Source organism: Streptomyces sp. CC0208, from assembly GCF_003443735.1.
Lineage (GTDB): Bacteria > Actinomycetota > Actinomycetes > Streptomycetales > Streptomycetaceae > Streptomyces > Streptomyces sviceus.
The window spans coordinates 7,098,237-7,119,625 of sequence record NZ_CP031969.1 but is presented as its reverse complement, the minus strand read 5'-3'; the positions used below and the strand labels follow the sequence as shown (position 1 = coordinate 7,119,625).

Sequence of the window (21,389 nt, the reverse complement as noted above, 5' to 3'; positions counted from 1 at the left end):
AGTGAGCAGGAACGGACCACGATGACGCAGGTGGAGACGGCGGAGGGCGAGCGCCGCCAGGACATCGGCTCCAGGACCCCACGTGCCGGAGCCGGTGGCCGCCGGGCGGTCCTGTTCGTCGCCCGCCCCGAGCTCTGGAGGCGCGGCCCGCTGCTGACCGTGTCGGCGCTGCTGCTCGGCCTGCTGATGCTGCTGCACGGAAGCGTTCCGAACCGGATCGGGCAGCTCGGCAGTCTGGTGGAGACCTTCCTGCCGTGGTTCGGTCTGTTCGTCCCGGTGCTGCTGGCCGGGGCACTGTGGCGCCGCTCCGCCTCCGCGGTGGTCGCGCTGCTGCTGCCGGTCACGGTGTGGCTGAACCTCTTCGGAGGACTGCTCGGCGACAGGTCCCACGCCGGCGGCGACCTCACCCTGGTCAGCCACAACGTCGGCGCCGACAACCCCGACCCCGCGGCCACCGCCGGCGACCTGGTCGCCTCCGGCGCGGACGTGCTGGCGCTGGAGGAGATCACCCCCGAGGCCACGGGCACCTACGAGAAGGAACTGGCGGGGACGTACCGGTTCCACGCCGTGCGGGGCACGGTGGGACTGTGGAGCAGGCTGCCGCTGTCGGACACCCGGCGGGTCGACATCGCCATGGACTACGGGCCGCTGGCCGACACCAAGCCGGTCGACACGACCGCGACACGGGCGCTGCGCACCACCGTGACCACGGACCGGGGGCCGCTGGTGGTCTACGTGGCCCACCTGGCGTCCGTGCGGGTGACACCCAGGGACGGCTTCGGTACGGCCCAGCGGGACCGGGGCGTACAGGCGATCGGCCGGGCCGTCGCCGCCGAGCGGAACGCGCGGGTGGTGCTGCTCGGCGACCTGAACGGCACCCTGGACGACCGCGCGTTCTCCGGAGTCGGCGCGTGGATGACCTCGGCCCAGGACGCGGCCGGGGACGGCTTCGGCTTCACCTGGCCGGCCGGGTTCCCGCTGGCGCGGATCGACCAGATCCTGGTCAGGGGGGTGCGGCCGGAGAGCTCCTGGGTCCTTCCGGCCACCGGGAGCGACCATCTGCCGGTGGCGGCGAGGATCAGTTGGTGAACGCCCCGGGAGGACCGGCCACACCCTTGAGTACCGGCAACGCCCCTTGACGACAGGGCCGATAGGCTCGTGTGCGTGATCGATTTTGCACGGAACGTCCGCCTCTGGTTCACCCCCGAGGAGGTCCGGCAGGAGGGCCGTACCCCCGACTACCGGTTCTCGCTGGCCAACGAGCGCACCTTCCTGGCCTGGCTGCGGACCGCGCTCGCCCTCATCGGCGGCGGCTTCGCCGTGGACCAGTTCCTGCCGGATCTCCGCTGGGGGTGGCGGGTCGGGCTGGCGCTCGCGCTGCTCACGGCGGGCGTGCTGTGCTCGTTGCGGGCGGTCAATCACTGGGTGCGGTGCGAGCGGGCGATGCGGCGGGGCGACGATCTGCCGGTGTCGCGGTTCCCGGCGCTGCTGAGTGTGGTGGTCGCGGTGGTGGCCGTGGCCATGGTCTTCGTGGTGCTGGTCGGGTGGGAGGGATGAGCGAGGGCGCCGTCGTGGACCGCGATCCGGGGCTTCAGCCCGAACGCACCCGCCTCGCCTGGCGCCGTACGACCCTCTCGGGCACCGTCTCCGCCGTACTCGCCGTGAAGACGGCCCTGCACGGCGGCCCGTCCCCTGCCGCCCTCGTCGCCTGTGCCCTGTGCTGCGCGCTGTGGCTCGGCTTCCTCTACCTCGCCCACCGCCGCATCCGTACCCTGTCCGCGTCCGACACCCCGCCGACCCTGACCCCGCGAACCGCCACGACAGCAGTCCTGTGCACGCTGGCCATGGCGGTGTGCGGGGCGGCGCTGGTGTTCTGAACGGGGCCGGGGCGCCGTAGAGGACATGGCATCAGGCGCAGTCGCCCCCGGGCCCTGCGGGACCGGAGAGCGAGCCACGCAGCACCCCGGCGACGCGGCGAGCACTCGATCACCGCGCACCGGCCGCGCCCACGCACGCGTGAACCCCACACCTGCACCCGTGCACCCGTGCACCCGTGCACCCGCAACCGTGCACTCCCGCACACGTCGCACCCCCGCACCGGTGCACTCCCAACGCCCGCCGTCCCCCGCACCCCTGCACCCGGCGTCCCCCCGCACTCCCGCACCCGCCCAGCCCCAGCCCAGCTCCCACCTCACCCCACCCCACCCGGCACACCCACGCCACGCGCGCCGAATCGCCCGATATGCACCCCGCCCGTGGCAGCCTGTCCGACGTCATCGCCCGTCGCTTCGAAGGTGAGCACCATGACCACCCTCCACCACGAGCACGCCTCCCACACGCACACGCACGGCTCGGACTGCGGACACACCGAGGTGCCGCACGAGGGCCACGTCGACTACGCGCACGACGGGCATCTGCACCGCGAGCACGAGGGGCACTGGGACGAGTGCGAGCCGGGCGGGCACGTGTCGCACGAGGGGCACGACCACCGGCACGGCCAGGACTGCGGACACGAGAGCGTGCTGCACGGCGATCACGTCGACTACCTGCACGACGGTCACCGCCACGCCGCTCACGAGGGCCACTGGGACGACCACTGACCTGGGCGAGAGCCGGCAAGAAGCACAACAAGCAGCCGATAGGCACCACCGACAGCTCCCCGCCGCATCCGCGCGGGGAGCTGTCGGCCTATCGTGGGCCGGATCACGTTCACCGTTCCCCCTGGACGACATACCGACCAGTCGGCATGATGGTCCGTACCCCGTTCACGCGCGCGTAAGGAGCCCCGATGAGCCCCGACCATCCGCCAGGCCTCGATCTCGACCGGCTGCGCGGCCTGCTCGACCTGGAGCGGCCCGGCCTGGTGCAGGGCCCCCTGACCGGCCGGCTGATCGAGGGCGGACGGTCGAACCTGACGTACGCGGTGTCGGACGGCGCCACGAAGTGGGTCGTCCGACGGCCCCCGCTCGGCCATGTCCTGGCCACCGCGCACGACATGAAGCGCGAGCACCGGGTCATCAGCGCCCTGCATCCCACGGACGTGCCGGTTCCGAACCCCGTCCTGCTGTGCGAGGACCCCGAGAACGAGGCCGCGCCCGGATCGCCCTTCTACGTCATGGAGTTCGTCGAGGGCACCCCGTACCGCACCGCCGACCAGCTCGCCCCCCTGGGCCCCGAGCGCACCCGCGACGCCGTGCTGTCCCTGGTCGACACCCTCGTCGAGCTGCACGCCGTGGATCCTGCGGAGGTCGGGCTCGCGGACTTCGGGCGCCCGGAGGGCTTCCTGGACCGCCAGCTGCGCCGCTGGGGCAAGCAGCTGGACGCCTCCCGCAACCGTGACCTGCCCGGCATCGACGAGCTGCACGCGACGCTCGGCCGGCGTCTTCCCCGGTCCCCCGCGGCCACCGTCGTGCACGGCGACTACCGGCTCGACAACGTCCTGATGGGCGACGACGACCACATCAAGGCGATCCTCGACTGGGAGATGTCCACCCTCGGCGACCCGCTCACCGACCTGGGCCTGCTGGTGATGTACAGCCTGCCGCTGGGCATGCCCGACTCCCCGGTCTCCACGACCGCCGAGGCCCCGGGCCACCCGGATCCGGCCGAACTGGTCGCGCGGTACGCCGAGCGCTCGGGCCGGGACGTCTCGGCGGTGTCCTGGTACACGGCGTTCGCGTGGTTCAAGCTCGCCGTGATCCTGGAGGGCATCCACTACCGCTACACCCTGGGCCAGACCGTCGGCCGCGGTTTCGACCGCATCGGCGACCTCGTCCCGGTCTTCATCCAGCACGGTCTGACCACTCTTCACGACGGCATCCAGGAAGGCTGATCCGCATGGACTTCGCGTTCGACGCGCACACCGAGGAGTTGCGCGCCAAGCTGCTCGCCTTCATGGACGAGTACGTCTATCCCGCCGAGGCCGTCGCGGAGGAGCAGCGCGCGCAGCTGGCCTCGCCGTGGGACACCCCGGCCGTGGTCGAGGAGTTGAAGGCCGAGGCACGCAGGCAGGGGCTGTGGAACCTCTTCCTGCCCGACCCCGCGTACGGCGCGGGCCTGACCAACCTCCAGTACGCCCCGCTCGCCGAGATCACCGGCCGCTCCCCGCAGCTCGCGCCCACCGCGCTGAACTGCGCGGCGCCGGACACCGGCAACATGGAGGTCCTGAGCCAGTTCGGCGACGAGCAGCAGAAGAAGCAGTGGCTGGAGCCGTTGCTGGCCGGTGAGATCCGCTCGGCGTTCGCGATGACCGAGCCGGAGGTGGCCTCCTCGGACGCCACGAACATCACGACGTACATCGAGCGGGACGGCGACGAGTACGTCGTCACCGGCCGCAAGTGGTACATCTCCGGGGCGATGAACCCGGACTGCAAGATCTTCATCGTGATGGGCAAGACCGACCCGGACGGCGCGGACATCCGCCGCCAGCAGTCCATGATCCTGGTCCCCCGGGACACCCCCGGCGTCACGGTCAGGCGCGCGATGCAGGTCTTCGGCTACGAGGACCACTACCACGGCGGTCACGCCGAGGTGATCTTCGACCGCGCGCGCGTACCGGCGTCCAGCCTCATCGGTGAGGAGGGCGGCGGCTTCGCCATCGCCCAGGCCCGCCTCGGCCCGGGCCGGATCCACCACTGCATGCGGCTGATCGGCATGGCCGAGCGGGCGATCGAGCTGATGTGCAGGCGAGCCGTCTCCCGCCACGCCTTCGGCAAGGCGCTGGCCCAGCAGGGCGTGGTCCACAACTGGATCGCCGACGCGCGCGTGACCGTCGAGCAGCTGCGACTGCTGGTCCTGAAGACGGCCTGGCTGATGGACACGGTCGGCAACAGGGGCGCCCACACCGAGATCCAGTCCATCAAGATCGCCACGCCTCGCGCGGTCGTCGACATCATCGACCGGGCCATCCAGCTGCACGGCGCGGGCGGCCTCAGCCAGGACTTCCCGCTGGCCGAGCTGTACGCCGGCGCCCGCACCCTGATGATCGCGGACGGGCCCGACGAGGTGCACCAGCGCTCGCTCGCGCGCCGGGAGCTGAAGAAGTACCTCTAGAGGGCCAGGAAGGCGCGCTACGGCCGCAGGGCTCGCAGGAGGAGGTCGGCCAGGTGGTCGGCCACCTCCTGCGGGCCCATCGGGCCGTCGGGGCGGTACCAGGTCGACAGGTGGTGGACCGAGCCGAAGTGGTAGTCCACGACGAGGTCGGCCGGGGTCGCCTTCGAGAAGACGCCCGCTTCCTGGCCCTCCTCGATGAGCGCGCGGAAGCGCTCGTGGTACTTGCGCCGTTCGGCCCGCACCTGCTTGTTCTTCTCCGGGCTCAGGTGGTGCATCGAGCGGAAGAAGATCATCGCGTCGTCGAGGTTCTCGATCGTGGTGACCACGACGTCGGCGGCCGCCGCCCGCAGTCGCTTCTCGATCGGCTCGTCGGCGTTCGCGAGCGCGTCCAGGCGTTCCTGCTGGACGCGCAGCACGCGCGCGTACACCTCGTGCAGGAGGTCGTCCTTGGAGCCGAAGTAGTGGTACAGCGCCCCCTTGGTGACGCCGGCCGCCTCGACGATCTCCTGCACCGAGGTGCGGTCGTAGCCCTGTTCGGCGAAGAGCCGGGTGGCGGCGGCCAGCAGCCGCTGCGGGACGGGCGTACCGTCTCCGTCCGTCGTCCTGGGCACTGTGCCGCCACCTGCCTTTCGAGAGGTCAATCGTTGTCGTGCGGTCGGGAACGGAGTTCCCGACGGAGGATCTTCCCACTGGCCGTCTTCGGCAACTCGGGCAGGATCTCCACCTGCCGCGGGTATTTGTAGGCCGCCAGTCTCTCCTTGCAGTACGCGGCGAGCGCATCGGGGTCCGTTTCGGCACCCGGACGGAGGCTGATGTACGCCTTGACGGTCTCCCCGCGGTACCCGTCGGGCACCCCGACGACGGCCGCCTCGCGCACCGCCGGATGCGTGTACAGCACGTCCTCGACCTCGCGCGGCCACACCTTGAAGCCGGACGCGTTGATCATGTCCTTCTTGCGGTCGACGACGTACAGCCAGCCCTCGGGGTCCATGAACCCGATGTCACCGGTGCGCAGCTCGCCGTCCGGGAAGGTCTCGGCGGTCGCGTCCGGCCGCCGCCAGTACCCGGGCACCACCTGCGGCCCGCGCACGACGATCTCGCCCTGTTCTCCGAACGGCACCTCGACGCCGGCCTCGTCGACGATCCGTACGACCGTGTCGGGCCCCGGCACCCCGACGGCGAGCGTCCCGGACACCGGGTCGACGGGCGCCTCCCGCTCCGGCGGCACGGACGCGCAGGGCGCGGAGCACTCGGTCAGCCCGTAACCGTTGCGGATGTACGGCCCGAACCCGGCCCGGAACTTCTCGACCAGGGCGGGCGGCAGCGGGGCCCCGCCCGAGGAGATGTTGACGAACGAGGAGAAGTGCTCGCGGGTGACGTCCGGGTGGGCGGCCAGGGCCATGAACGCGGTCGACGGACCGACCGTGTAGTGCGGCCGGTGCTCGGCGAAGGCCTCCAGGACCACGCCCGCCTCGAAGCGGTACGTCAGCACGAGCGTGCCCACGCTGTTCAGACACGCCCCGAGCTGGCAGACCATGCCGGTGATGTGGAACAGCGGCGCCAGGGCGTAGTACACGGGCGCCTCGGGCAGCGCGAGCCCGGTCCGCTGCCGCTCGGCGTTGTACATGATGTTGCCGTGCGTGTTGGTGGCGCCCTTGGGCGTGCCGCTGGTGCCGGAGGTGTAGCTGATCAGCGCGATGTCGGAGGGTGCGACGTCCCGCCCTTCGGGCGCCTTGTGCCCGGCCCGCGCGACCGCGACGAGGTCGTCGGTGTCGTCGGCCTGCGGCAGCCGCTCGAAGGTGAGCACGCGCGCGTCCCCGCGGGTCTGGAAGTCCAGCTCGCAGCCGGTGAGCACGATCCGCACCGGCGAGCCGGCCGCCGTCTCGCGCAGATAGGTCTCCCAGGCCCGGTCGGAGCAGATCAGCGCGGCCACCTCGCCGTCCCGCAGGACATGGCCGACCTCTCCCGACTTGTACATGGGGTTGACGGGCACGACGACCGCGCCCGCCTTCCAGGCACCGAGCAGCGCGAGCACGAACAGGGGCGAGTTCTGGAGCAGGATCGCCACCCGGTCCCCGCGCTCCAGACCGCGAGCGGCGAGGTGCCCGGCGACGGAGTCGCTGAGCTCGTCGACCTCGCGGTAGCCGAGCCGCCCGTCGAAGTAGGCGAGGAAGGGCCGCTCCGGCGCCTCGGCGGCGGCCCGCCGCAGAGCGTGCACGAGGGAGTCGTCGGGCTCGATCGGACCGCGCTGGGCCTCGCTGAGCAGGCCCAGCCAGGGCTTGGCGGCGTAACGGGACTCGCTCACCGGGTCTCCTCCCACTTGCGCTGGAGGTGGTTCATGCCGGCCAGCCAGCGGTCGGGCCCGGCGGCCCGCGCCTGGTAGTACTCGGCGACCTCCGGATGCGGCAGGATCAGGAACCGGTCCTCCGCGATTCCCCGGAACAGGGCCTCGGCCACGTCCTCCGGCTCGACGGCGGTCGGCTTGAGCACCAGGTCACCCGCGGTCCCGGTGGCCGCGAGCATGTCGGTCCGCACTCCCTGCGGACAGATGGCGTGCACCTTGATCCCGCGGTGCCGGTACGTCAGCGACAGGTACTCGGCGAAGGCGTACGCCCCGTGCTTGGTGACGGCGTAGGGTGCGGCCCCGATCATGGTCAGCAGCCCGGCGGCGGACACGGTCGACACGAACCGCCCGCTCCCCCGCTCCAGCCACCCCGGAAGCAGCGCGTGGGCGGCTCGTACATGGGCCATGACGTTGACGTCCCAGGAGGTCGCCCAGCCGGTCTCGTCGAGCGGCTCGTCGGCGTTCCCGCCCCCGAAGGCGACCCCTGCGTTGGCGCAGTAGACGTCGACCACGCCGTTCAGGGCGTCACGGGCGTCGGAGACCACGTCGGAGGCGTCCCCGGCGACGGCGATCCCGCCGATCTCCTCGGCCACCGCCTTGGCCCGCCCGGCATCCAGGTCGTTGACGACGACCCGAGCCCCCTCAGCGGCGAACCGCCGCGCAAGCGCAGCCCCGATGCCACCTCCCGCTCCGGTGACGACCACTCCGGCATCGTGCAGGGCTTCCACCATCGGTCTCCTTCGACTACGGCTCGACTGCAGGCCCAGACTAACCGGTCGGTATGTCGGAAGGAAGGGTGACCGGAGCGCCCCTTGGGGGCGCGGGGAACTGCGCGACCAGCCACGAAGCACCGCAGCTTCCCCACAACCTGCGGGAGCAATACCGTGCACCTCATGCGCCTATCCAGACGAACCCTGCTGGCAGCAGCAACGGCAACGGCGTCACTCACCTCCGCACCCCCCACCCAAGCAGCTCACCCCCGCAGACGAACCGGTTTCGAGAACCTCGCTGCGACCGGCTACGAACAACTCCGCGGCCGTCGAATCGGCGTCGTCACCAACCCCACCGGCGTCACCCGAGACGTCCACCACATCGTCGATGTGATGCACGCGGACGAAAGAGTGAACCTAGGGGCCGTCTTCGGCCCCGAACACGGCTTCCGGGGCACCGCGCAAGCGGGCGGCTCCGAGGGCCGCTACGACGACCCCGCGACCGGCCTGCCCGTCTACGACACGTACCTGAAGAGCGGCCAGGCCCTCGCCGACATCTTCACCGCCTCCGCCGTGGACACGATCGTCTTCGACATCCAGGACGTCGGCGCACGCTTCTACACGTACATCTGGACCCTGTACGACTGCATGGAGGCGGCCCAGCTCGCCGGAAAGCGGTTCGTCGTCCTGGACCGCCCGAACCCGGTCACCGGACGCGCGGCCCAAGGACCGGTCCTGCACAGGGAGTTCGCGACCTTCGTGGGCAGGCAGCCCATCTCCCAGGCGCACGGCATGACCGTCGCGGAACTGGCCCGGCTCTTCAACGGCGAGTTCCTCACCACCCCCGCCCCCCTGGACACGGTCCTGATGACGGGCTGGAGGCGCTCGGAGTTCTACGGCGCCTGGGACCTGCCCTGGGTCCCGCCGAGCCCGAACATGCCGACCCCCGACACCGCCCTGGTGTACTCCGGCACCTGTCTCTTCGAAGGCACGAACCTCTCGGAGGGCCGTGGCACCACCCGTCCCTTCGAACTCCTCGGCGCCGAGGGCCTGGACGGCCGCTGGGCCGCCGCCGCGAACGAACTCGGCCTGCCCGGTGTGCACTTCAGGGAGGCCTACTTCGCCCCCACGTTCTCCAAGTTCCAGGGGAAGACGATCGGCGGCATCCAGATCCACGTCCACGACAGGCCCGCGTACGACCCCGTCCGGACCGGCATCGCCCTGCTCGTGACCGCCAAGCAGACCTGGTCCGGGTTCGGTTGGCGCGCGGACAACTGGATCGACAAGCTCACCGGCTCCACCCGGGTCCGCACGATGATCGACGCCGGCGCGAGCACCGACGAGGTCGTGGCGGGCTGGCGGGAGGAGCTGAGCGAATTCCGGAGGATTCGGAAGAAGTACCTCCTCTACAGCTGAGCCGTCGCGTACAGATGAGCCGTCGAGTATGGCCAAGTTCGCCCGGTAGCAGGACGATACGCACCACTACGGGGGACGAGGTGGTCGGTGATGGCGGATCCGGCGATGAGCGTGACGCCGTACTGGGAGCTGACGTTCGACGCGGACGGGGACCCGGACCCCGGCCGACGGGACCGGCTGCTCGCGGAGGTGGTGGACCGCGGGGTCGGGGACCTGGTCGTCCTCTCGCACGGCTGGAACAGCGACCGCTCGGCGGCGACCCGGCTCTGCGGCCACTTCTTCGCGCCGTTCCCGGAGCTCGCGCCGGCGGCGAGGCTCGGGTACGTGGGGGTCGTATGGCCGTCGATGCGGTTCTCGGACGAGCCGATCCCGGACTTCCCGCGGGCGGTGGCCGCCGAGCTGCCGCCGCGTCCGGTGCTCGACAAGGACACCCGGCACGCGCTGCTCGAGGCCTTCCCTGGCCGGGCCACCGTGATCGACCGGTTGGCCCGGTTGCTGGACCAGCAGCCGCGTGAGGAAGCCGAGTTGGAGGAGTTCGGGCGGCTGGTGCGGATGCTGGTGGAGGTCGTGCCGCCGGGGCCGCAGGCGCTGTTCGGGGCGGACACGCTGGCGGAGGGGGTGCCGCAGGACGAGCCGGAGAATCTTCGCCGGGTCGGCGGCGGAGGTGTGCGAGGAGTTCGCGCAGGCCCTCACCCATCTCGAATCACCCGGCGAGGCGCGGGAGTTCACGATTCCCAACCCGTGGGACGGGGCGCACGAACTGCTGCGGCAGGGGACGTACTACGCGATGAAGCGGCGCGCGGGCACGGTCGGCGAGCGCGGGCTCGGCCGGGTGGTCGGGCAGCTCGCGCAGGCGGCGCCCGGGGTGCGGGTGCACCTCGTGGGACACAGCTTCGGTGCGCGGCTGGTGTCGTTCGCGCTGCGCGGGCTGCCCCAGGGGGTGCGGACGGTCAAGTCCGTCACGCTGCTCCAAGGGGCCTTCTCCCACTACGCGTTCGCGGCCCGGCTGCCGCACGACGCACGGGCGGGAGGGGTGCTCCAGGGCCAGCACAACCGCGTCGACGGGCCGCTGGTGTGCTGTTACTCCCGCCATGACTCGGCGCTGGGCACCCTGTATCCGCTGGCCTCGCGGATGGCGGGTGACGCCCGGGGTGTCGCGGCCTTCGACATCGGCCGGACGCTGGGCGCCAAGTGGGGTGCGATGGGGCACGACGGGGTGCAGGCCGTGCCGGGTACGGCCTTCCTGGAGCTCGCCGAGGCTGCGACGAGGCTCCCCGTGAAGGGGTGTGTGAACGTCGACGCGGCCGCCGTCGTCAGACGCGGCGGACCGCCCGCGGGCGCGCACAGCGACATCTGCCACCGCGAGCTGGCCCGGCTGGTGCTGGCGGCGGGCCGTATCCACTGACCCGCCGCCAACGGCCGTACAGCTGCCGGTACTTCTATTGGCACTTCTATCGGTGCGAGGTGAACTCCACCACCTGCTGGAAGGTCGGGCGGTTCTGCCAGCTGATGTTGTAGTGCTTGATGCCGCCCAGGGTGCGCTGGACGATCGAGTCGGCGCACCACTGGTCGCCCGCCGAGCACAGGGTGTCGCCGGGGTAGACCTGGGCCGTGGTCTTGCCGGCCGCGGTCTTCAGGGTGCTGATCAGGACGTCCCGGCAGGCACTGAGGCTGCCGCCGCCGCAGTACTTGTCCGCCAGCGGGCCCTGCACGCTCTCACCGAACACCGCGCGGACGTCCTTGTCGACGTAGCTCCACCAGCCGTACTGGAAGGAGCTGCCCGCGTGGGCGCCGGTGGGGCCGTGCGCGGCCGACGGGGACTCGTCGACGGGCAGGTTGGCCTGCATGGCGGTGTACAGGCCGGTGCCGAGGCCCGGTTCGAAGATGCCCTTCGCCAGCAGCGGCCACCACGCGTCCAGGATGCGGACCGCGTCGGCGTCGGCGTACTTCTTCGAGCCCGCCGAGGTCTCGGTGCGCTTGCCGCCCGCTGTCAGCCACGCCTGGAGCTTGCTCACCGCGGCCGCGGCCGTGGAGTCGGTGACCGTCGAGCTGTTGATCACCTTGAGCAGGTCCGGGAGGACGTCCTCCGCGCGCAGGTCGGCGAGGGACGCGTCGGCCATGGCCTTCACCAGCGAGGTCCGGGTGACCCCGCCTGCGGCGACCAGCTTCTTCACCCGGTCCTCCAGCAAGTTGCCGCGGTGCACGGACCCGTCGCCCCAGGGCGCGGTCGTGTAGTCCTTGGCCTGCTTGTTGTTCCAGGAGATGTAGTAGTCCTGGTCGATGGAGTTGGGGTGCGCGGAGGCCGGTGTGTAGTCGGCGGTGTTCGTCGTCGGGTTCCAGTTCTTCCACTCGTACGCCGACTGCGCCCACACCGGGAACTCGGCGTCGACGCCGGACGCGCGCACCGGGTTGTTCCCGCTGTTGTAGTACGCGGTGTGCGTGGAGTCGGCGTAGAACCAGTTGAAGGTGTAGTTGATGTGCTGCACCGCGCTCTGGAAGGTCTGTGGGCTCTTGACGTAGTCCGGGTCGTTCAGCATCTGGAAGCCGATGATCGAGTCGGCCTCGTGCAGGTAGGAGGAGCGCAGGGTGGTGTAGGCCACCTTCTTGCCGCCGACGGTCGCCCGGTACTCGACGGGGCCGTACTTCGTGCGCCAGACCCTCATCGTGTACGACCCCGCGGCGGTGCCGTCGGCCGTGGTCGGGGCCCAGGAGTTCTTCTGCTCGATCTTGTCCATGGCCGTGCAGGTGCCGTGGTAGAGGTAGTGGTAGTCGTCCTGGCACAGCTCGACGGCGTAGGTGTCGATGATGTCCTGGCCGGAGGTCGTGGCGGACCACGAGTAGTCCTGGCCGCGGCCGAGTTCCACGTACATGCTCAGGCCAGCGAAGGAGGCGCCGCGGGCGCTGATGCCGGGGCCCTGGATCTCCTGGAGCATGAGGAGCTGGGGGGCGAAGTAGCCGGTCTGCGGTCCGAAGACGGCGACCGGGTGGCCGCTGGCGGTGTACTTGCCGCTCACCACAAGGGCGTTGGACATGCCGCGCTTGGCGGAGGTGAGGGCGTTCGCGGTCGCCGTGGCGGAGGCCGCGCTCGCGCTCTGGTCGGCGCCGGTGCCCGTGGGGTCGTAGACCAGGGGCTCGGTGGTCACCGAACCGGCGTCGGGCAGCGCCTCGCCCTGCGCGTTCGCGGGCTTGCTGGCGTACGGGAAGCTCTCGCCGTTGTGGACGGTGAGGACGGCCTCGGGGTCGTTGCGCTCGCGGAAGGACTCCCAGACCTCGGTGCCCTTCGTCACGCCGTAGTGCTCCTGGGCGGCCATCAGCGAGATCGCGTTGTTGACCTCGCCGCCGCCCCCGGAGCCGAACAGGGAGCCGATGACGGAGGCCAGCGCGACCAGGTCGGTGATCTTGAAGTGGTCGATGGTGCCGGCGTTGGTGACCGAGTCCTTGTGGCCGGTCAGGACGTACTCGCCCGGGAAGTAGCGGCCGCTGTCCGAGGCGTCGATGTAGGAGTTGATGCCGGCGAGATAGGCGTTGGCGTCGGCGAGGGCCTGCTGGCCGCGGGCACCGTTGGCCGCGACCGCGTTGTCGATCTGCGCCTGGAGGTCGGCCTCGCTGTAGGGCGCGTTGCGCCAGAACTGCTGCTCCAGGCCCTGGTTGGAGGCGGCGCCGCCCGCGAAGGCGGTCAGCTGGCCGCGGCCCACGTGCCGGAAGACGTCCATGAGCCACAGCCGGTCCTGGGCGGCCGCATAGCCCGCGCCGAACTCGGTGCCGTATCGGGTGGTACCGGTGATGTGCGGCACGCCCGTCTTCTTGTCACGGACGATCGTCACGTCGGTGCGGCCGGCCGGGCTCAGGGTGGAGGCGACCTGGTCGGACGGGACCCCGAAGGACGCGTCGTTGAAGAAGGTGTTGATGGTGGAGTTGGTGAGGGTGGGGTACCCCTTGGCCAGGTTGGCGTAGGGGCCGAGCTGGTCCTCGGCGTGGTCGGGCTGGGTGCCGAAGGCCTGGTTGAGGAGGACCTGCGCGAGGGTCGCGTTGCCGTTCTCGCCGGGCGGCAGGATGTCGGAACACTGGCCGCCGCAGTAGTCGTTCGCCGCTGTGACCTCGGCGGCCGAAGCGGTCTGGGCGAGCGGGGACAAAAGACCGGCAATCAGGACGCATATGGATGCGGACTTCAGGAACCCGGTGAGTGTGCCGGGAGTTCTCAGTCTGTCGAGTGCGGTGCGCGAGGCGCGTCGAGGCATGGCAGCTCCAACCGACGGGGGGTGTGGCCGGACGTTACCGCCGGTATCCCCGGGATTGAAGATGAGCATGCGTCAAGTTTTGGCAGGGGTTCTCGAGCTTATGGGGGGCATCGGAAATCGGATGGAGCCAAATCGCTTGTCGATACGTCTATTCGGCAACGCCGAGCGAAGTCCGCTCGGTGACAACGCCGAAGTGACCGAAGTACAGGTGCAGGTGTGACGGAGGTGCAGGGCGATGGCCGGTTTCCGGAGTCTGGCGAGACAGGTGCGGGATCCGCGGTGCGATCTGGCGCTTCGGCGCTACTCGCTGCGCAAGTGCCTTGAGCGGTTCGCTCCTTACGGGCACAGGGCGACCTGGGACCACTTGTGCTCCCGGGCGGGATTCGGTCCCGAGGACCGCTCCCCCGACCCGGCGCGGCTCGTGGCCGCACTGGAGGAACTGGAGGAGGCCCGTTCGGTCTGGCTTGCCTACGAGGTCGAGTTCGCCGAGCGGCGCAAGAAGGAGAAGCACGACGGGTTGCGCAGGCCGGGCAGTGTGGACGACTGGCACCGGCTGACCTGGGGCGGGTTCGGAGTCGCATGGTGCGACGACCCCCGGGTGCACCCCGATGACTCACTGGCCGAGGTGCTGCGTAGGCTGATCTCCGCGCTGGAGCGCGAGCCGGGCGCGGTGTGCCCGGTGTGCGACGGGGAGCGGCTCGTCTGGAAGTACGAACTGGACCATGAACCCTCGACCGGCCCGGTCTGCGCGGACTGCGGAATCCTGGTGCCGCGGCCCGTGCTCACCTCCGAGGCCCTGGCGGACGCCAGGCGCGGACTGTTGCTGATGTCGGCCTAGAGCGTACGAGCGCGCCGGGGGTGCGCCGGGGATGCCGCACCCCCTGTTGGACAGTGTGAGCTGTCGGTGCCGCCTGGCACCATCGAGGAATGGTGCAGGTGTGTCTCAACGGCCCGCGCGGGGCCGCCGACGGTACGGCGGTGCCGCTCACGCCCGAGTCCCTGGCGCAGGCGGCGGCCGAGGCCGTCGCGGCGGGCGCCACGGACATCCATGTCCACCCCAAGACACCTTGTGGGCAGGACAGTCTGTCGCCGCGGGTGGTCGCGGCGACCCTTGAGGCGATCCGTGCGCGGGTGTCGGTCCCGGTCGGTGTGACCACCGGCGCCTGGGCGGAACCGGACCCGACGACCCGCCTCGCCCGTGTCCGGAGCTGGACCGTGCTGCCCGACCACGCCTCGGTGAACTGGCACGAGCCGGGCGCCGAGGAGACGGCCGCCGCGTTGATCGACCTGGGGATCGGTGTGGAGGCGGGCATCTGGTCGGGCACGGACGCGGCGGCCCGGTTCGCGGTGTCTCCGCTCGGGCCGAAGGTGCTGCGCGTGCTCGCGGAGGTGACGGACACCGAGACGGCGGAGGCCTCGGCCCGCGCGCTTCTCACCGAGCTCGGCGCGGCGCACGGCCGCCCTGTGCTGCTGCACGGCGAGGACGGCGGCGCCTGGCCGGTGCTGCGGCTGGCGGGCCGCCTGGGCCTCGCGACCCGGATCGGCCTGGAGGACACGCTGGTCCTGCCGGAGGGTCAACCTGCTCTCTCCAACGCTCAGTTGGTGGCGGAGGCACTGGTCCAGTTCGGGTGGTCCCAGCGGTCGTCGTAGGGCAGGGCGAGGAGTTCGGCCTTTTTCGCCAGGTCGGGCTCGCCCTGGCCGCGGAGGCAGGCGGGCGCGTGGGCCGCCAGCCAGGACTGGAGCGCGGTCACCAGGACGCCGTCGTCACCGCGATGCCACCAGTGGAACGGCGAGTCGTCGGTGATCAGGTCGAACATCCAGGCCCTCGTACAACTCACCACGTGCGCCTCGACGACCGGCTGCGTTCGGAAGCGGTCGAGAAGCGGGGTCAGGTCGTCCAGGATCGTGGCACAGGTCTCGAACACGTCGGGGACGGGGTACGGCGGTTCGGGCGTCGTGAGCGTGTCGTCCCACCACGCGTGCACGAACGCCTCGACGGCCGCCGCCTGCTCGGGCGGCCAGGCCCACCAGTCCACCCGGCTCAGGCCGTGCTCCGACCAGCCGATGCCCCTCAGGCTGCCGTCGGCCATGGCGTGCGCGGTCTGCGGCAGGAGACGGCGCATCACCGCCGCGTGATCCTCGAAGTGACCGGGACCCTCGAAGGCGAACCGGCGGACCAGATCGGCGGGCACCCGCGTGTACGGCGTACGCAGGTATGCCGTCTCCTCGGGGAGGTAACACCGCTCGCAGCCGCTCTCGGTGGGACTGGCGAAGCCGTTGAAGACGCTGTCGATGTCGTCGAGGGCCGCGGCAAGGGCTGTTGAGGTCATGGGAGTTGAACCCGTCAGGACTCCGGTGCAGTGTCGCCACCGGCCGAAGATCGCGACGCTACCAGGTACCGGGAGGAGGCATCAGCGGTTTCACCGGGACACCGCGGCCTCCTGCACGGCTCAGCAGCACTCGTCCGCCGCCTCCCGCCGTTCCGGTTCCCGGCGACCGTTCTTCCGCCGGGCCCCGCCCTGCTCCACCAGCAGCCGCGAACCGGTCAGCCGGTCGCCGAAGACGTCGTCCGGGTTGGACAGGACGCAGGTGTCCAGGGAGAGGCAGCCGCAGCCGATGCAGTCGGTGAGGTGGTCGCGGAGGCGGTTCAACTGCTGGATGCGTTGGTCGAGTTCGGAGCGCCAGGCCTCGGAGAGGTGGGCCCAGTCCTCGCGGGTGGGGGTGCGTTCCTCGGGGAGTTCGGAGAGGGCGTCGCGGATCGTGGCCAGGGGGATGCCGACGCGTTGGGCGGCCCGCACGAACGCGACCCGGCGCAGCGCGTCACGGGTGTAGCGGCGCTGGTTGCCGGTGGTGCGCCGGCTGCTGATCAGGCCCTTGGACTCGTAGAAGTGCAGGGCGGAGACGGCGGCGCCGCTGCGGGCGGCGAGCTGGCCGACCGTGAGTTCATGGATCTTCTCGGGAATCTGGGGCACCCCTCGAAGCCTACCCATGCCCTCACCCTCGCGGTCCGTTGACAGGGGCTTCCCGGCCGACCATGCTAAGCAGTCGCTTAGATATTGTGCGGCAAGGAGGCCGGGACATGGCAGAGCCGAGAATCTTCACGGGCGCCGACGACCTGAAGGCGGCGGTGGGCGAGCAGCTGGGGTACACCGACTGGCTGGAGGTCGACCAGAAGCGCATCGACCTGTTCGCGGAGGCCACCGGTGACCACCAGTGGATCCACGTCGATCCGGAGAAGGCCGCCGCGGGGCCTTTCGGCACCACCATCGCGCACGGCTATCTCACCCTGTCACTGCTGCCGCTGTTCGGACCGCAGCTGATCAAGGTGGAGGGCGTGAAGATGGGCGTCAACTACGGGACGAACAAGGTGCGTTTCCCCGCGCCGGTACCCGTGGGCTCCCGGCTGCGCGCCACCGCGCAGATCACCGGCGTCGACGACGTGGCGGGCGGCGTCCAGGTCACCGTCGCCTTCAGCGTGGAGCGCGAGGGCGGAGACAAGCCGGTGTGCGTCGCGGAGTCGGTGTCCCGGTACTACCTCTGAGCAGCTACTTCGCCGCGGCCACCATCCGCAGCACGAGGTCGGCGTCGAGCGCGCCGACCTCGTCGGGTGTCCAGGGACCGTCGACGTTGAACCAGCGGGCCACGTCGATGCAGAGCGACATGACGGCGAGCGTGGTGCCCTTGACGTCGAGCACGTCGAACTCGCCGGAGGCCACGCCGTCCTCGATGATCCCGCGCACCACGGCGTCGCACTGGCGGCGCAGGTCGAGGATTTCGGCACGGGCGTCGGGGCCGAGGGAGTCCAGCTCGTACTGGACGACCCTGGCGGTGGTACGGCCGCCCGCGTGCCAGCGTACGAAGGAGCTCACCGCGTCCGCGAGCCGCTCGGTCGCGGTGCCCTCGCCGCGGGCGGCGACCTGGAGGATCTCCAGCGCCTTCGTGTGGCCGATCCGGCTGATGCGGTGGAGCAGCTCTTCCTTGGTCTTGTAGTGGATGTAGAGCGCGGCGGGGCTCATCCCGGCCCGGCCCGCGATGTCCCGGGTCGTGGTGGCGTGGTAGCCGCGCTCGGCGAACGCCTCCACCGCGGCGACGAGCAGCCGCCGCGCCGCGTCGGGCGTGACCTCACCCCACGCCGACAGCTCGCCGTCGGCCGTCTCCTCCGCCGTACTCATCGCACGCCCCTCTCCACAGTAAGAACCCCCACCATACCGCCGAACCTGAGCGAGCGCTTAGCCTGCCCGCTCGGGGGGCGCCCGTACGGGGGCGTGGAGGGGGAGCTGTTCGGTGCGGGCCGGGACGGAGTGAACGGGGCCGGGGGCAACTGTTCGCCGCGAGTGCCGGAGGCTGGGCCGAAGGGAGTGTCTGCTGCGGGCGCCGGCCACAGGGTCGGAACCGTGCGCAAGAAGGCGCAGCGCGCCCGCCCTTCGGTGCTCGCGCCGGCCGCAGGACGGAACGGCACCCAAGGAGCCGCAGGACACCGGCCGCTCGGCCCGAGCCCCCGGCCCCCGACCGCCCGCCATCGAGCACGTGACCACCGACCACCGGGTCCGGGCGCCCGGACCCGGCCAGAGGTCACCCCCTCCCCGGCGGACCCGCTCAGAGCTTCTCGAAGGGGTCGTGCTCCGCGAGCAGTTTCTCCAGGCGGGCCTGGTCGACCCGGCTGACGATCTGGCCCGCCTCCTGGCGGTCGCGGATGACCTTGGCGAGGGTGAAGGCGGATGTGACGAGGTACAGGACGGCGATCGCGAGGAAGCCGCGCACCCAGGCGTCGGCGTTCAGTCGGAAGATGCCCGCGGCCGTGGCGGCCATGGCCACGGCGAAGGAGGCGACGGCCTGGCCGTAGAAGGCGCCCGTGTTCTGCTGCTTGACCGGTGTGTCACTCATGGCCAGAGTCTCTGCCACGAGTGGCACGGCCACATCCGCTCAGGTACTCAGACGGTACTCAGAACGCCGAGACCCCCGTCAACGCCCGCCCGATCACCAGCTTCTGGATCTGGCTCGTGCCCTCGTAGAGGGTCATCACCCGGGCGTCGCGCAGCAGTTTGCCCGCCGGGTACTCGTCGATGTAGCCGTACCCGCCGAACACCTGCAACGCGTTGTTCGCGGCACGCACGGCCGCTTCCGAGGCGAACAGCTTGGCCTTGGAGGACTCGACCGCGAAGGGCTCGCCGCGGTCGATCAGGTCGGCCACCCGCCAGGTCAGCAGCCGGGCCGCGTCCACGTCGACGGCGATGTCGCTGATCAGCTCCTGGACCAGCTGGTGGCCGGCGATCGGCTTGCCGAACTGCTCACGCTCGCCCGCGTACCGGAGAGCCGCGTCCAGGGCGGCCTGGGCTATGCCGACACACCCCGCCGCCACCGACATCCGCCCCTTGGCCAGCGCGGACATGGCGACGGAGAACCCCTTGCCCTCCTCGCCGACCATCGCGGAGGCGGGCACCCGGACCCCCTCAAGGACCAGTTCGGCGGTCGCCTGGCCGCGCAGCCCGAGTTTGCCGTGGATCGTGCGGCGGGTGAGGCCGGGGGTGTCCGTCGGTACGAGGAAGGCGGAGACGCCTTTGTGGCCGGGAGCGTCCGTCGACCGGGCGAACAGCAGCACCACGTCGGCCCACGTGCCGTTCGTGATGAACATCTTGGTGCCGTCGATGACGTAGTCGTCGCCGTCCCGCACCGCGCGCGTGGCGAGGTTGCCCGCGTCGGAGCCGGTACCGGGCTCGGTGAGGCCGAAGCAGCCGACGTACTCGCCGGAGGTGAGCCCGGGAAGCCAGTGCCGCTTCTGCTCCTCGGTCCCCCACGCGGCGACCGTCTTGGCGACGAGCCCCAACGAGACGGACACGATCCCGCGCACGGACGAGTCCCCGCGCCCCAGCTCCTCGGTGACCAGGCAGTACGCGAGATGGTCGCCGCCCGAGCCGCCGTACTCCTCGTCGATCGTCAGCCCGAGGAAGCCGACCTCGCCGAGCTTCTTGACGAGGGACCGGTCGACCTCCTCGGCGCGGTCCCAGGCGATGACGTGGGGGGCGATCTCACGGTCCACGAACTCCCGCGCCAGCCGCCGGACGGCTGCCTGCTCCTCACTCAACCCCAGGTCGACCACGAGTTCACCTCACTTGAGAGCGGCGCCATTAAATTAGCACTGCTAGTTTCCATTCCACAGCCCTACTATGTGCGCCATGGCCCGACCGCGCAAGCCCCTCCTCAGCACCGACCGGATCGTCGAGACGGCACGCGCGCTCGTGGACGCGGAGGGCCTCGCGGCCCTGTCCACGCGCCGGCTGGCGGCGGAACTCGGGGTCAGCGGCCCGTCCCTCTACAACCACTTCCGGACGAAGGACGAGATCCTGGAGGCGGTCGCCGACTCGGTGAGCGCCCAGGTCGACCTGTCGATGTTCGAGGACGGCCGGGCCTGGCGGACCGCCCTGCACGACTGGGCCGTCTCCTACCGCGCCGCCCTGCGCGACCACCCCAACATCGTCCCGGTCCTGGCCCGCGGCCCCGGCCGCCGCCCCGCCGGGCTGCGCCTGGCCGACGCGGTCTACGGCGCGATGGTCGACGCGGGCTGGCCGCCGGCGCAGGCCACGTCCATCGGCGCGCTGATGCGGTACTTCATCATGGGCTCCGCGCTCGGTTCGTTCGCCGGGGGCTTCGTGGACGACGCGAGCGCGTACGACCCCGCGGACTATCCCCACCTCGGCCAGGCGCACCTGCTCGCCGAGCAGCAGGAGAAGATCGACGAGCGGGCTTTCGAGACCGGACTCAGGGCTCTGCTGGACGGTCTCGCGCAGCAGTACGAGCAGGTCACAGGCGCCGGGTAGCGATGTTTCGGTGGGCGCCGAAGCGTTGCTGCCCCATGCTGGAAGGCATGACCAAGGACCCGCAGGCACCCCGGCTGGCGAGGCTCGCCGCCCTGATCGCCGACGAGACCCGGGCCGCCTGTCTCCTGGCCCTGCTCGACGGCCGGGCCTGGACCGCGGGCGAGCTGGCCCGCCACGCGGGGGTCGCCGCGTCCACCCTGAGCGAGCACCTGGGCAAACTGGTCGCGGGCGGTCTGCTGACGCAGGAGCGCCAGGGCCGCCACCGGTACGTGCGGCTGGCCGACGCGAGGGTGGCCCACCTGGTGGAGGACCTTGCGGCACAGGTCTCCCCCGACCCGGACGCGGTCCCGCGCCCGCGCAACCTGCGGGAGTCGAGCGCCGACTCGGCCATGGCCCGGGGCCGCACCTGCTACGACCACTTCGCGGGCCGCCTTGGCATTGCCCTGACCGACGCCCTGACGTCACGTCACCTGCTGCGCCAGGACACGGGTTTCGCCCTCACGGACGCGGGCCTGGCCTGGTTCGAGGACGTGGGCATCCCGTTCGACCGCAAGGGCCGCCGCCCCCTGGCCCGGGGCTGCCTCGACTGGACGGAACGCCGCCCGCACCTGGCGGGGGTCGCGGGGGCAGCCCTGTGCCGCCACGCCCTCGCCGAGGGCTGGTGCGTACGCATCGGTTCGGAGCGGGCCGTGAAGGTGACGGGGACGGGCGAACAAGCCCTGTCGGAGCTCCTGGGCATCGACGGATCGACCTTGCGCTGAACACGCCCCGCGGACGGCCGCACACACGTCCGAAATCCGCGGGCTTCCGCACT

Annotated in this window: 21 protein-coding genes and 1 pseudogene; 13 read left to right on the top strand and 9 right to left on the bottom strand. The window is 71.1% G+C overall.

Features of this window, described 5'->3' with window-relative positions:
* The first annotated feature begins 21 nt into the window (after positions 1–21).
* The 6 genes from D1369_RS32700 (at position 22) to D1369_RS32675 (ending at position 5,052) form a co-directional block, all read left to right on the top strand.
* The gene (locus tag D1369_RS32700; RefSeq protein ID WP_007380918.1) at positions 22–1,089 is read left to right on the top strand and encodes an endonuclease/exonuclease/phosphatase family protein; all 1,068 of its coding nucleotides are present in this window, start codon (positions 22–24) and stop codon (positions 1,087–1,089) included.
* Between the two features lie 75 nt (positions 1,090–1,164).
* The gene (locus D1369_RS32695) at positions 1,165–1,557 is read left to right on the top strand and encodes a DUF202 domain-containing protein (protein ID WP_007380919.1); all 393 of its coding nucleotides are present in this window, start codon (positions 1,165–1,167) and stop codon (positions 1,555–1,557) included.
* Positions 1,554–1,877: a DUF202 domain-containing protein gene (locus D1369_RS32690; protein WP_007380920.1), complete on the top strand. Its 324-nt coding sequence runs from the start codon at positions 1,554–1,556 to the stop codon at positions 1,875–1,877. Before D1369_RS32695 ends, D1369_RS32690 begins: the two co-directional genes overlap by 4 nt.
* Before the next feature lie 426 nt (positions 1,878–2,303).
* Complete coding sequence (locus D1369_RS32685; protein ID WP_037899413.1) at positions 2,304–2,600, top strand: hypothetical protein; 297 nt, start codon at positions 2,304–2,306, stop codon at positions 2,598–2,600.
* Positions 2,601–2,788: 188 nt separating this feature from the next.
* Complete coding sequence (locus tag D1369_RS32680) at positions 2,789–3,832, top strand: phosphotransferase family protein (RefSeq protein ID WP_007380922.1); 1,044 nt, start codon at positions 2,789–2,791, stop codon at positions 3,830–3,832.
* 5 nt (positions 3,833–3,837) lie between these two features.
* Positions 3,838–5,052, top strand: coding sequence for an acyl-CoA dehydrogenase family protein (locus D1369_RS32675; protein ID WP_007380923.1), 1,215 nt, complete (start codon positions 3,838–3,840; stop codon positions 5,050–5,052).
* A gap of 17 nt (positions 5,053–5,069) precedes the next feature.
* On the opposite strand, the gene D1369_RS32670 is transcribed toward D1369_RS32675, so the two are convergent.
* From D1369_RS32670 to D1369_RS32660, 3 genes are read right to left on the bottom strand one after another with little or no spacing between them, the layout of a single operon-like run.
* Positions 5,070–5,663 (bottom strand): TetR/AcrR family transcriptional regulator, encoded by a 594-nt coding sequence (locus D1369_RS32670; protein ID WP_007380924.1) that lies wholly within the window; start codon positions 5,661–5,663, stop codon positions 5,070–5,072.
* A 26-nt stretch (positions 5,664–5,689) separates the two neighbouring features.
* On the bottom strand, positions 5,690–7,357 hold the full coding sequence (locus D1369_RS32665) for an AMP-binding protein (RefSeq protein ID WP_007380925.1): 1,668 nt from the start codon (positions 7,355–7,357) through the stop codon (positions 5,690–5,692).
* Positions 7,354–8,127 (bottom strand): SDR family NAD(P)-dependent oxidoreductase, encoded by a 774-nt coding sequence (locus D1369_RS32660; RefSeq protein ID WP_007380926.1) that lies wholly within the window; start codon positions 8,125–8,127, stop codon positions 7,354–7,356. Before D1369_RS32660 ends, D1369_RS32665 begins: the two co-directional genes overlap by 4 nt.
* A 162-nt stretch (positions 8,128–8,289) precedes the next feature.
* Between D1369_RS32660 and D1369_RS32655 the strand changes: the two genes are divergently transcribed.
* Complete coding sequence (locus D1369_RS32655; protein ID WP_037903156.1) at positions 8,290–9,522, top strand: DUF1343 domain-containing protein; 1,233 nt, start codon at positions 8,290–8,292, stop codon at positions 9,520–9,522.
* 90 nt (positions 9,523–9,612) lie between these two features.
* Positions 9,613–10,927, top strand: a pseudogene (locus D1369_RS32650) (serine-threonine protein kinase).
* Between the two features lie 46 nt (positions 10,928–10,973).
* On the opposite strand, the gene D1369_RS32645 reads toward D1369_RS32650, so the two are convergent.
* Complete coding sequence (locus D1369_RS32645) at positions 10,974–13,760, bottom strand: penicillin acylase family protein (protein WP_007380928.1); 2,787 nt, start codon at positions 13,758–13,760, stop codon at positions 10,974–10,976.
* A 235-nt stretch (positions 13,761–13,995) separates the two neighbouring features.
* On the opposite strand from D1369_RS32645, the gene D1369_RS32640 reads away from it, so the two are divergent.
* Both D1369_RS32640 and D1369_RS32635 read left to right on the top strand, forming a co-directional pair.
* On the top strand, positions 13,996–14,598 hold the full coding sequence (locus D1369_RS32640) for a hypothetical protein (protein WP_118082763.1): 603 nt from the start codon (positions 13,996–13,998) through the stop codon (positions 14,596–14,598).
* Between the two features lie 89 nt (positions 14,599–14,687).
* Positions 14,688–15,410: a 3-keto-5-aminohexanoate cleavage protein gene (locus tag D1369_RS32635; RefSeq protein WP_118082762.1), complete on the top strand. Its 723-nt coding sequence runs from the start codon at positions 14,688–14,690 to the stop codon at positions 15,408–15,410.
* Here the strand turns inward: D1369_RS32635 and D1369_RS32630 are convergent.
* Together D1369_RS32630 and soxR are read right to left on the bottom strand one after the other, a co-directional pair.
* On the bottom strand, positions 15,356–16,090 hold the full coding sequence (locus tag D1369_RS32630; RefSeq protein ID WP_037899415.1) for a hypothetical protein: 735 nt from the start codon (positions 16,088–16,090) through the stop codon (positions 15,356–15,358). The two genes, D1369_RS32635 and D1369_RS32630, sit on opposite strands and share 55 nt — an antisense overlap.
* 120 nt (positions 16,091–16,210) lie before the next feature.
* The gene (gene soxR / locus D1369_RS32625; RefSeq protein ID WP_007380933.1) at positions 16,211–16,732 is read right to left on the bottom strand and encodes a redox-sensitive transcriptional activator SoxR; all 522 of its coding nucleotides are present in this window, start codon (positions 16,730–16,732) and stop codon (positions 16,211–16,213) included.
* A 107-nt stretch (positions 16,733–16,839) separates the two neighbouring features.
* Here soxR and D1369_RS32620 point away from each other — a divergent pair, with 107 nt between their 5' ends.
* Complete coding sequence (locus D1369_RS32620) at positions 16,840–17,301, top strand: MaoC family dehydratase (RefSeq protein WP_007380934.1); 462 nt, start codon at positions 16,840–16,842, stop codon at positions 17,299–17,301.
* Between the two features lie 4 nt (positions 17,302–17,305).
* On the opposite strand, the gene D1369_RS32615 is transcribed toward D1369_RS32620, so the two are convergent.
* The 3 genes from D1369_RS32615 to D1369_RS32605 form a co-directional block, all read right to left on the bottom strand.
* On the bottom strand, positions 17,306–17,932 hold the full coding sequence (locus tag D1369_RS32615) for a TetR/AcrR family transcriptional regulator (RefSeq protein WP_007380935.1): 627 nt from the start codon (positions 17,930–17,932) through the stop codon (positions 17,306–17,308).
* Between the two features lie 424 nt (positions 17,933–18,356).
* Positions 18,357–18,644 (bottom strand): YiaA/YiaB family inner membrane protein, encoded by a 288-nt coding sequence (locus tag D1369_RS32610; protein ID WP_037899417.1) that lies wholly within the window; start codon positions 18,642–18,644, stop codon positions 18,357–18,359.
* Positions 18,645–18,702: 58 nt separating this feature from the next.
* Entirely contained in the window at positions 18,703–19,857 is a 1,155-nt protein-coding gene (locus D1369_RS32605; protein ID WP_007380937.1) for an acyl-CoA dehydrogenase family protein, read from the bottom strand.
* Between the two features lie 76 nt (positions 19,858–19,933).
* Here D1369_RS32605 and D1369_RS32600 point away from each other — a divergent pair, with 76 nt between their 5' ends.
* Positions 19,934–20,575, top strand: coding sequence for a TetR/AcrR family transcriptional regulator (locus tag D1369_RS32600; protein WP_007380938.1), 642 nt, complete (start codon positions 19,934–19,936; stop codon positions 20,573–20,575).
* Positions 20,576–20,610: 35 nt separating this feature from the next.
* Positions 20,611–21,336: a winged helix-turn-helix domain-containing protein gene (locus tag D1369_RS32595; protein ID WP_007380939.1), complete on the top strand. Its 726-nt coding sequence runs from the start codon at positions 20,611–20,613 to the stop codon at positions 21,334–21,336.
* Positions 21,337–21,389 lie beyond the last annotated feature (53 nt).

Bases quoted from the DNA above. Each gene is read 5' to 3' on its own strand.
- D1369_RS32610 (WP_037899417.1), bottom strand. From the start codon at position 18,644: ATGAGTGACACACCGGTCAAGCAGCAGAACACGGGCGCCTTCTACGGC.
- D1369_RS32655 (WP_037903156.1), top strand. From the start codon at position 8,290: ATGCGCCTATCCAGACGAACCCTGCTGGCAGCAGCAACGGCAACGGCG.
- D1369_RS32700 (WP_007380918.1), top strand. From the start codon at position 22: ATGACGCAGGTGGAGACGGCGGAGGGCGAGCGCCGCCAGGACATCGGC.
- D1369_RS32690 (WP_007380920.1), top strand. From the start codon at position 1,554: ATGAGCGAGGGCGCCGTCGTGGACCGCGATCCGGGGCTTCAGCCCGAA.
- D1369_RS32635 (WP_118082762.1), top strand. From the start codon at position 14,688: ATGGTGCAGGTGTGTCTCAACGGCCCGCGCGGGGCCGCCGACGGTACG.
- D1369_RS32595 (WP_007380939.1), top strand. From the start codon at position 20,611: ATGCTGGAAGGCATGACCAAGGACCCGCAGGCACCCCGGCTGGCGAGG.
- D1369_RS32645 (WP_007380928.1), bottom strand. From the start codon at position 13,760: ATGCCTCGACGCGCCTCGCGCACCGCACTCGACAGACTGAGAACTCCC.
- D1369_RS32660 (WP_007380926.1), bottom strand. From the start codon at position 8,127: ATGGTGGAAGCCCTGCACGATGCCGGAGTGGTCGTCACCGGAGCGGGA.
- D1369_RS32680 (WP_007380922.1), top strand. From the start codon at position 2,789: ATGAGCCCCGACCATCCGCCAGGCCTCGATCTCGACCGGCTGCGCGGC.
- D1369_RS32615 (WP_007380935.1), bottom strand. From the start codon at position 17,932: ATGAGTACGGCGGAGGAGACGGCCGACGGCGAGCTGTCGGCGTGGGGT.
- D1369_RS32640 (WP_118082763.1), top strand. From the start codon at position 13,996: ATGGCCGGTTTCCGGAGTCTGGCGAGACAGGTGCGGGATCCGCGGTGC.
- D1369_RS32675 (WP_007380923.1), top strand. From the start codon at position 3,838: ATGGACTTCGCGTTCGACGCGCACACCGAGGAGTTGCGCGCCAAGCTG.
- D1369_RS32600 (WP_007380938.1), top strand. From the start codon at position 19,934: ATGGCCCGACCGCGCAAGCCCCTCCTCAGCACCGACCGGATCGTCGAG.
- D1369_RS32630 (WP_037899415.1), bottom strand. From the start codon at position 16,090: ATGACCTCAACAGCCCTTGCCGCGGCCCTCGACGACATCGACAGCGTC.
- D1369_RS32685 (WP_037899413.1), top strand. From the start codon at position 2,304: ATGACCACCCTCCACCACGAGCACGCCTCCCACACGCACACGCACGGC.
- D1369_RS32620 (WP_007380934.1), top strand. From the start codon at position 16,840: ATGGCAGAGCCGAGAATCTTCACGGGCGCCGACGACCTGAAGGCGGCG.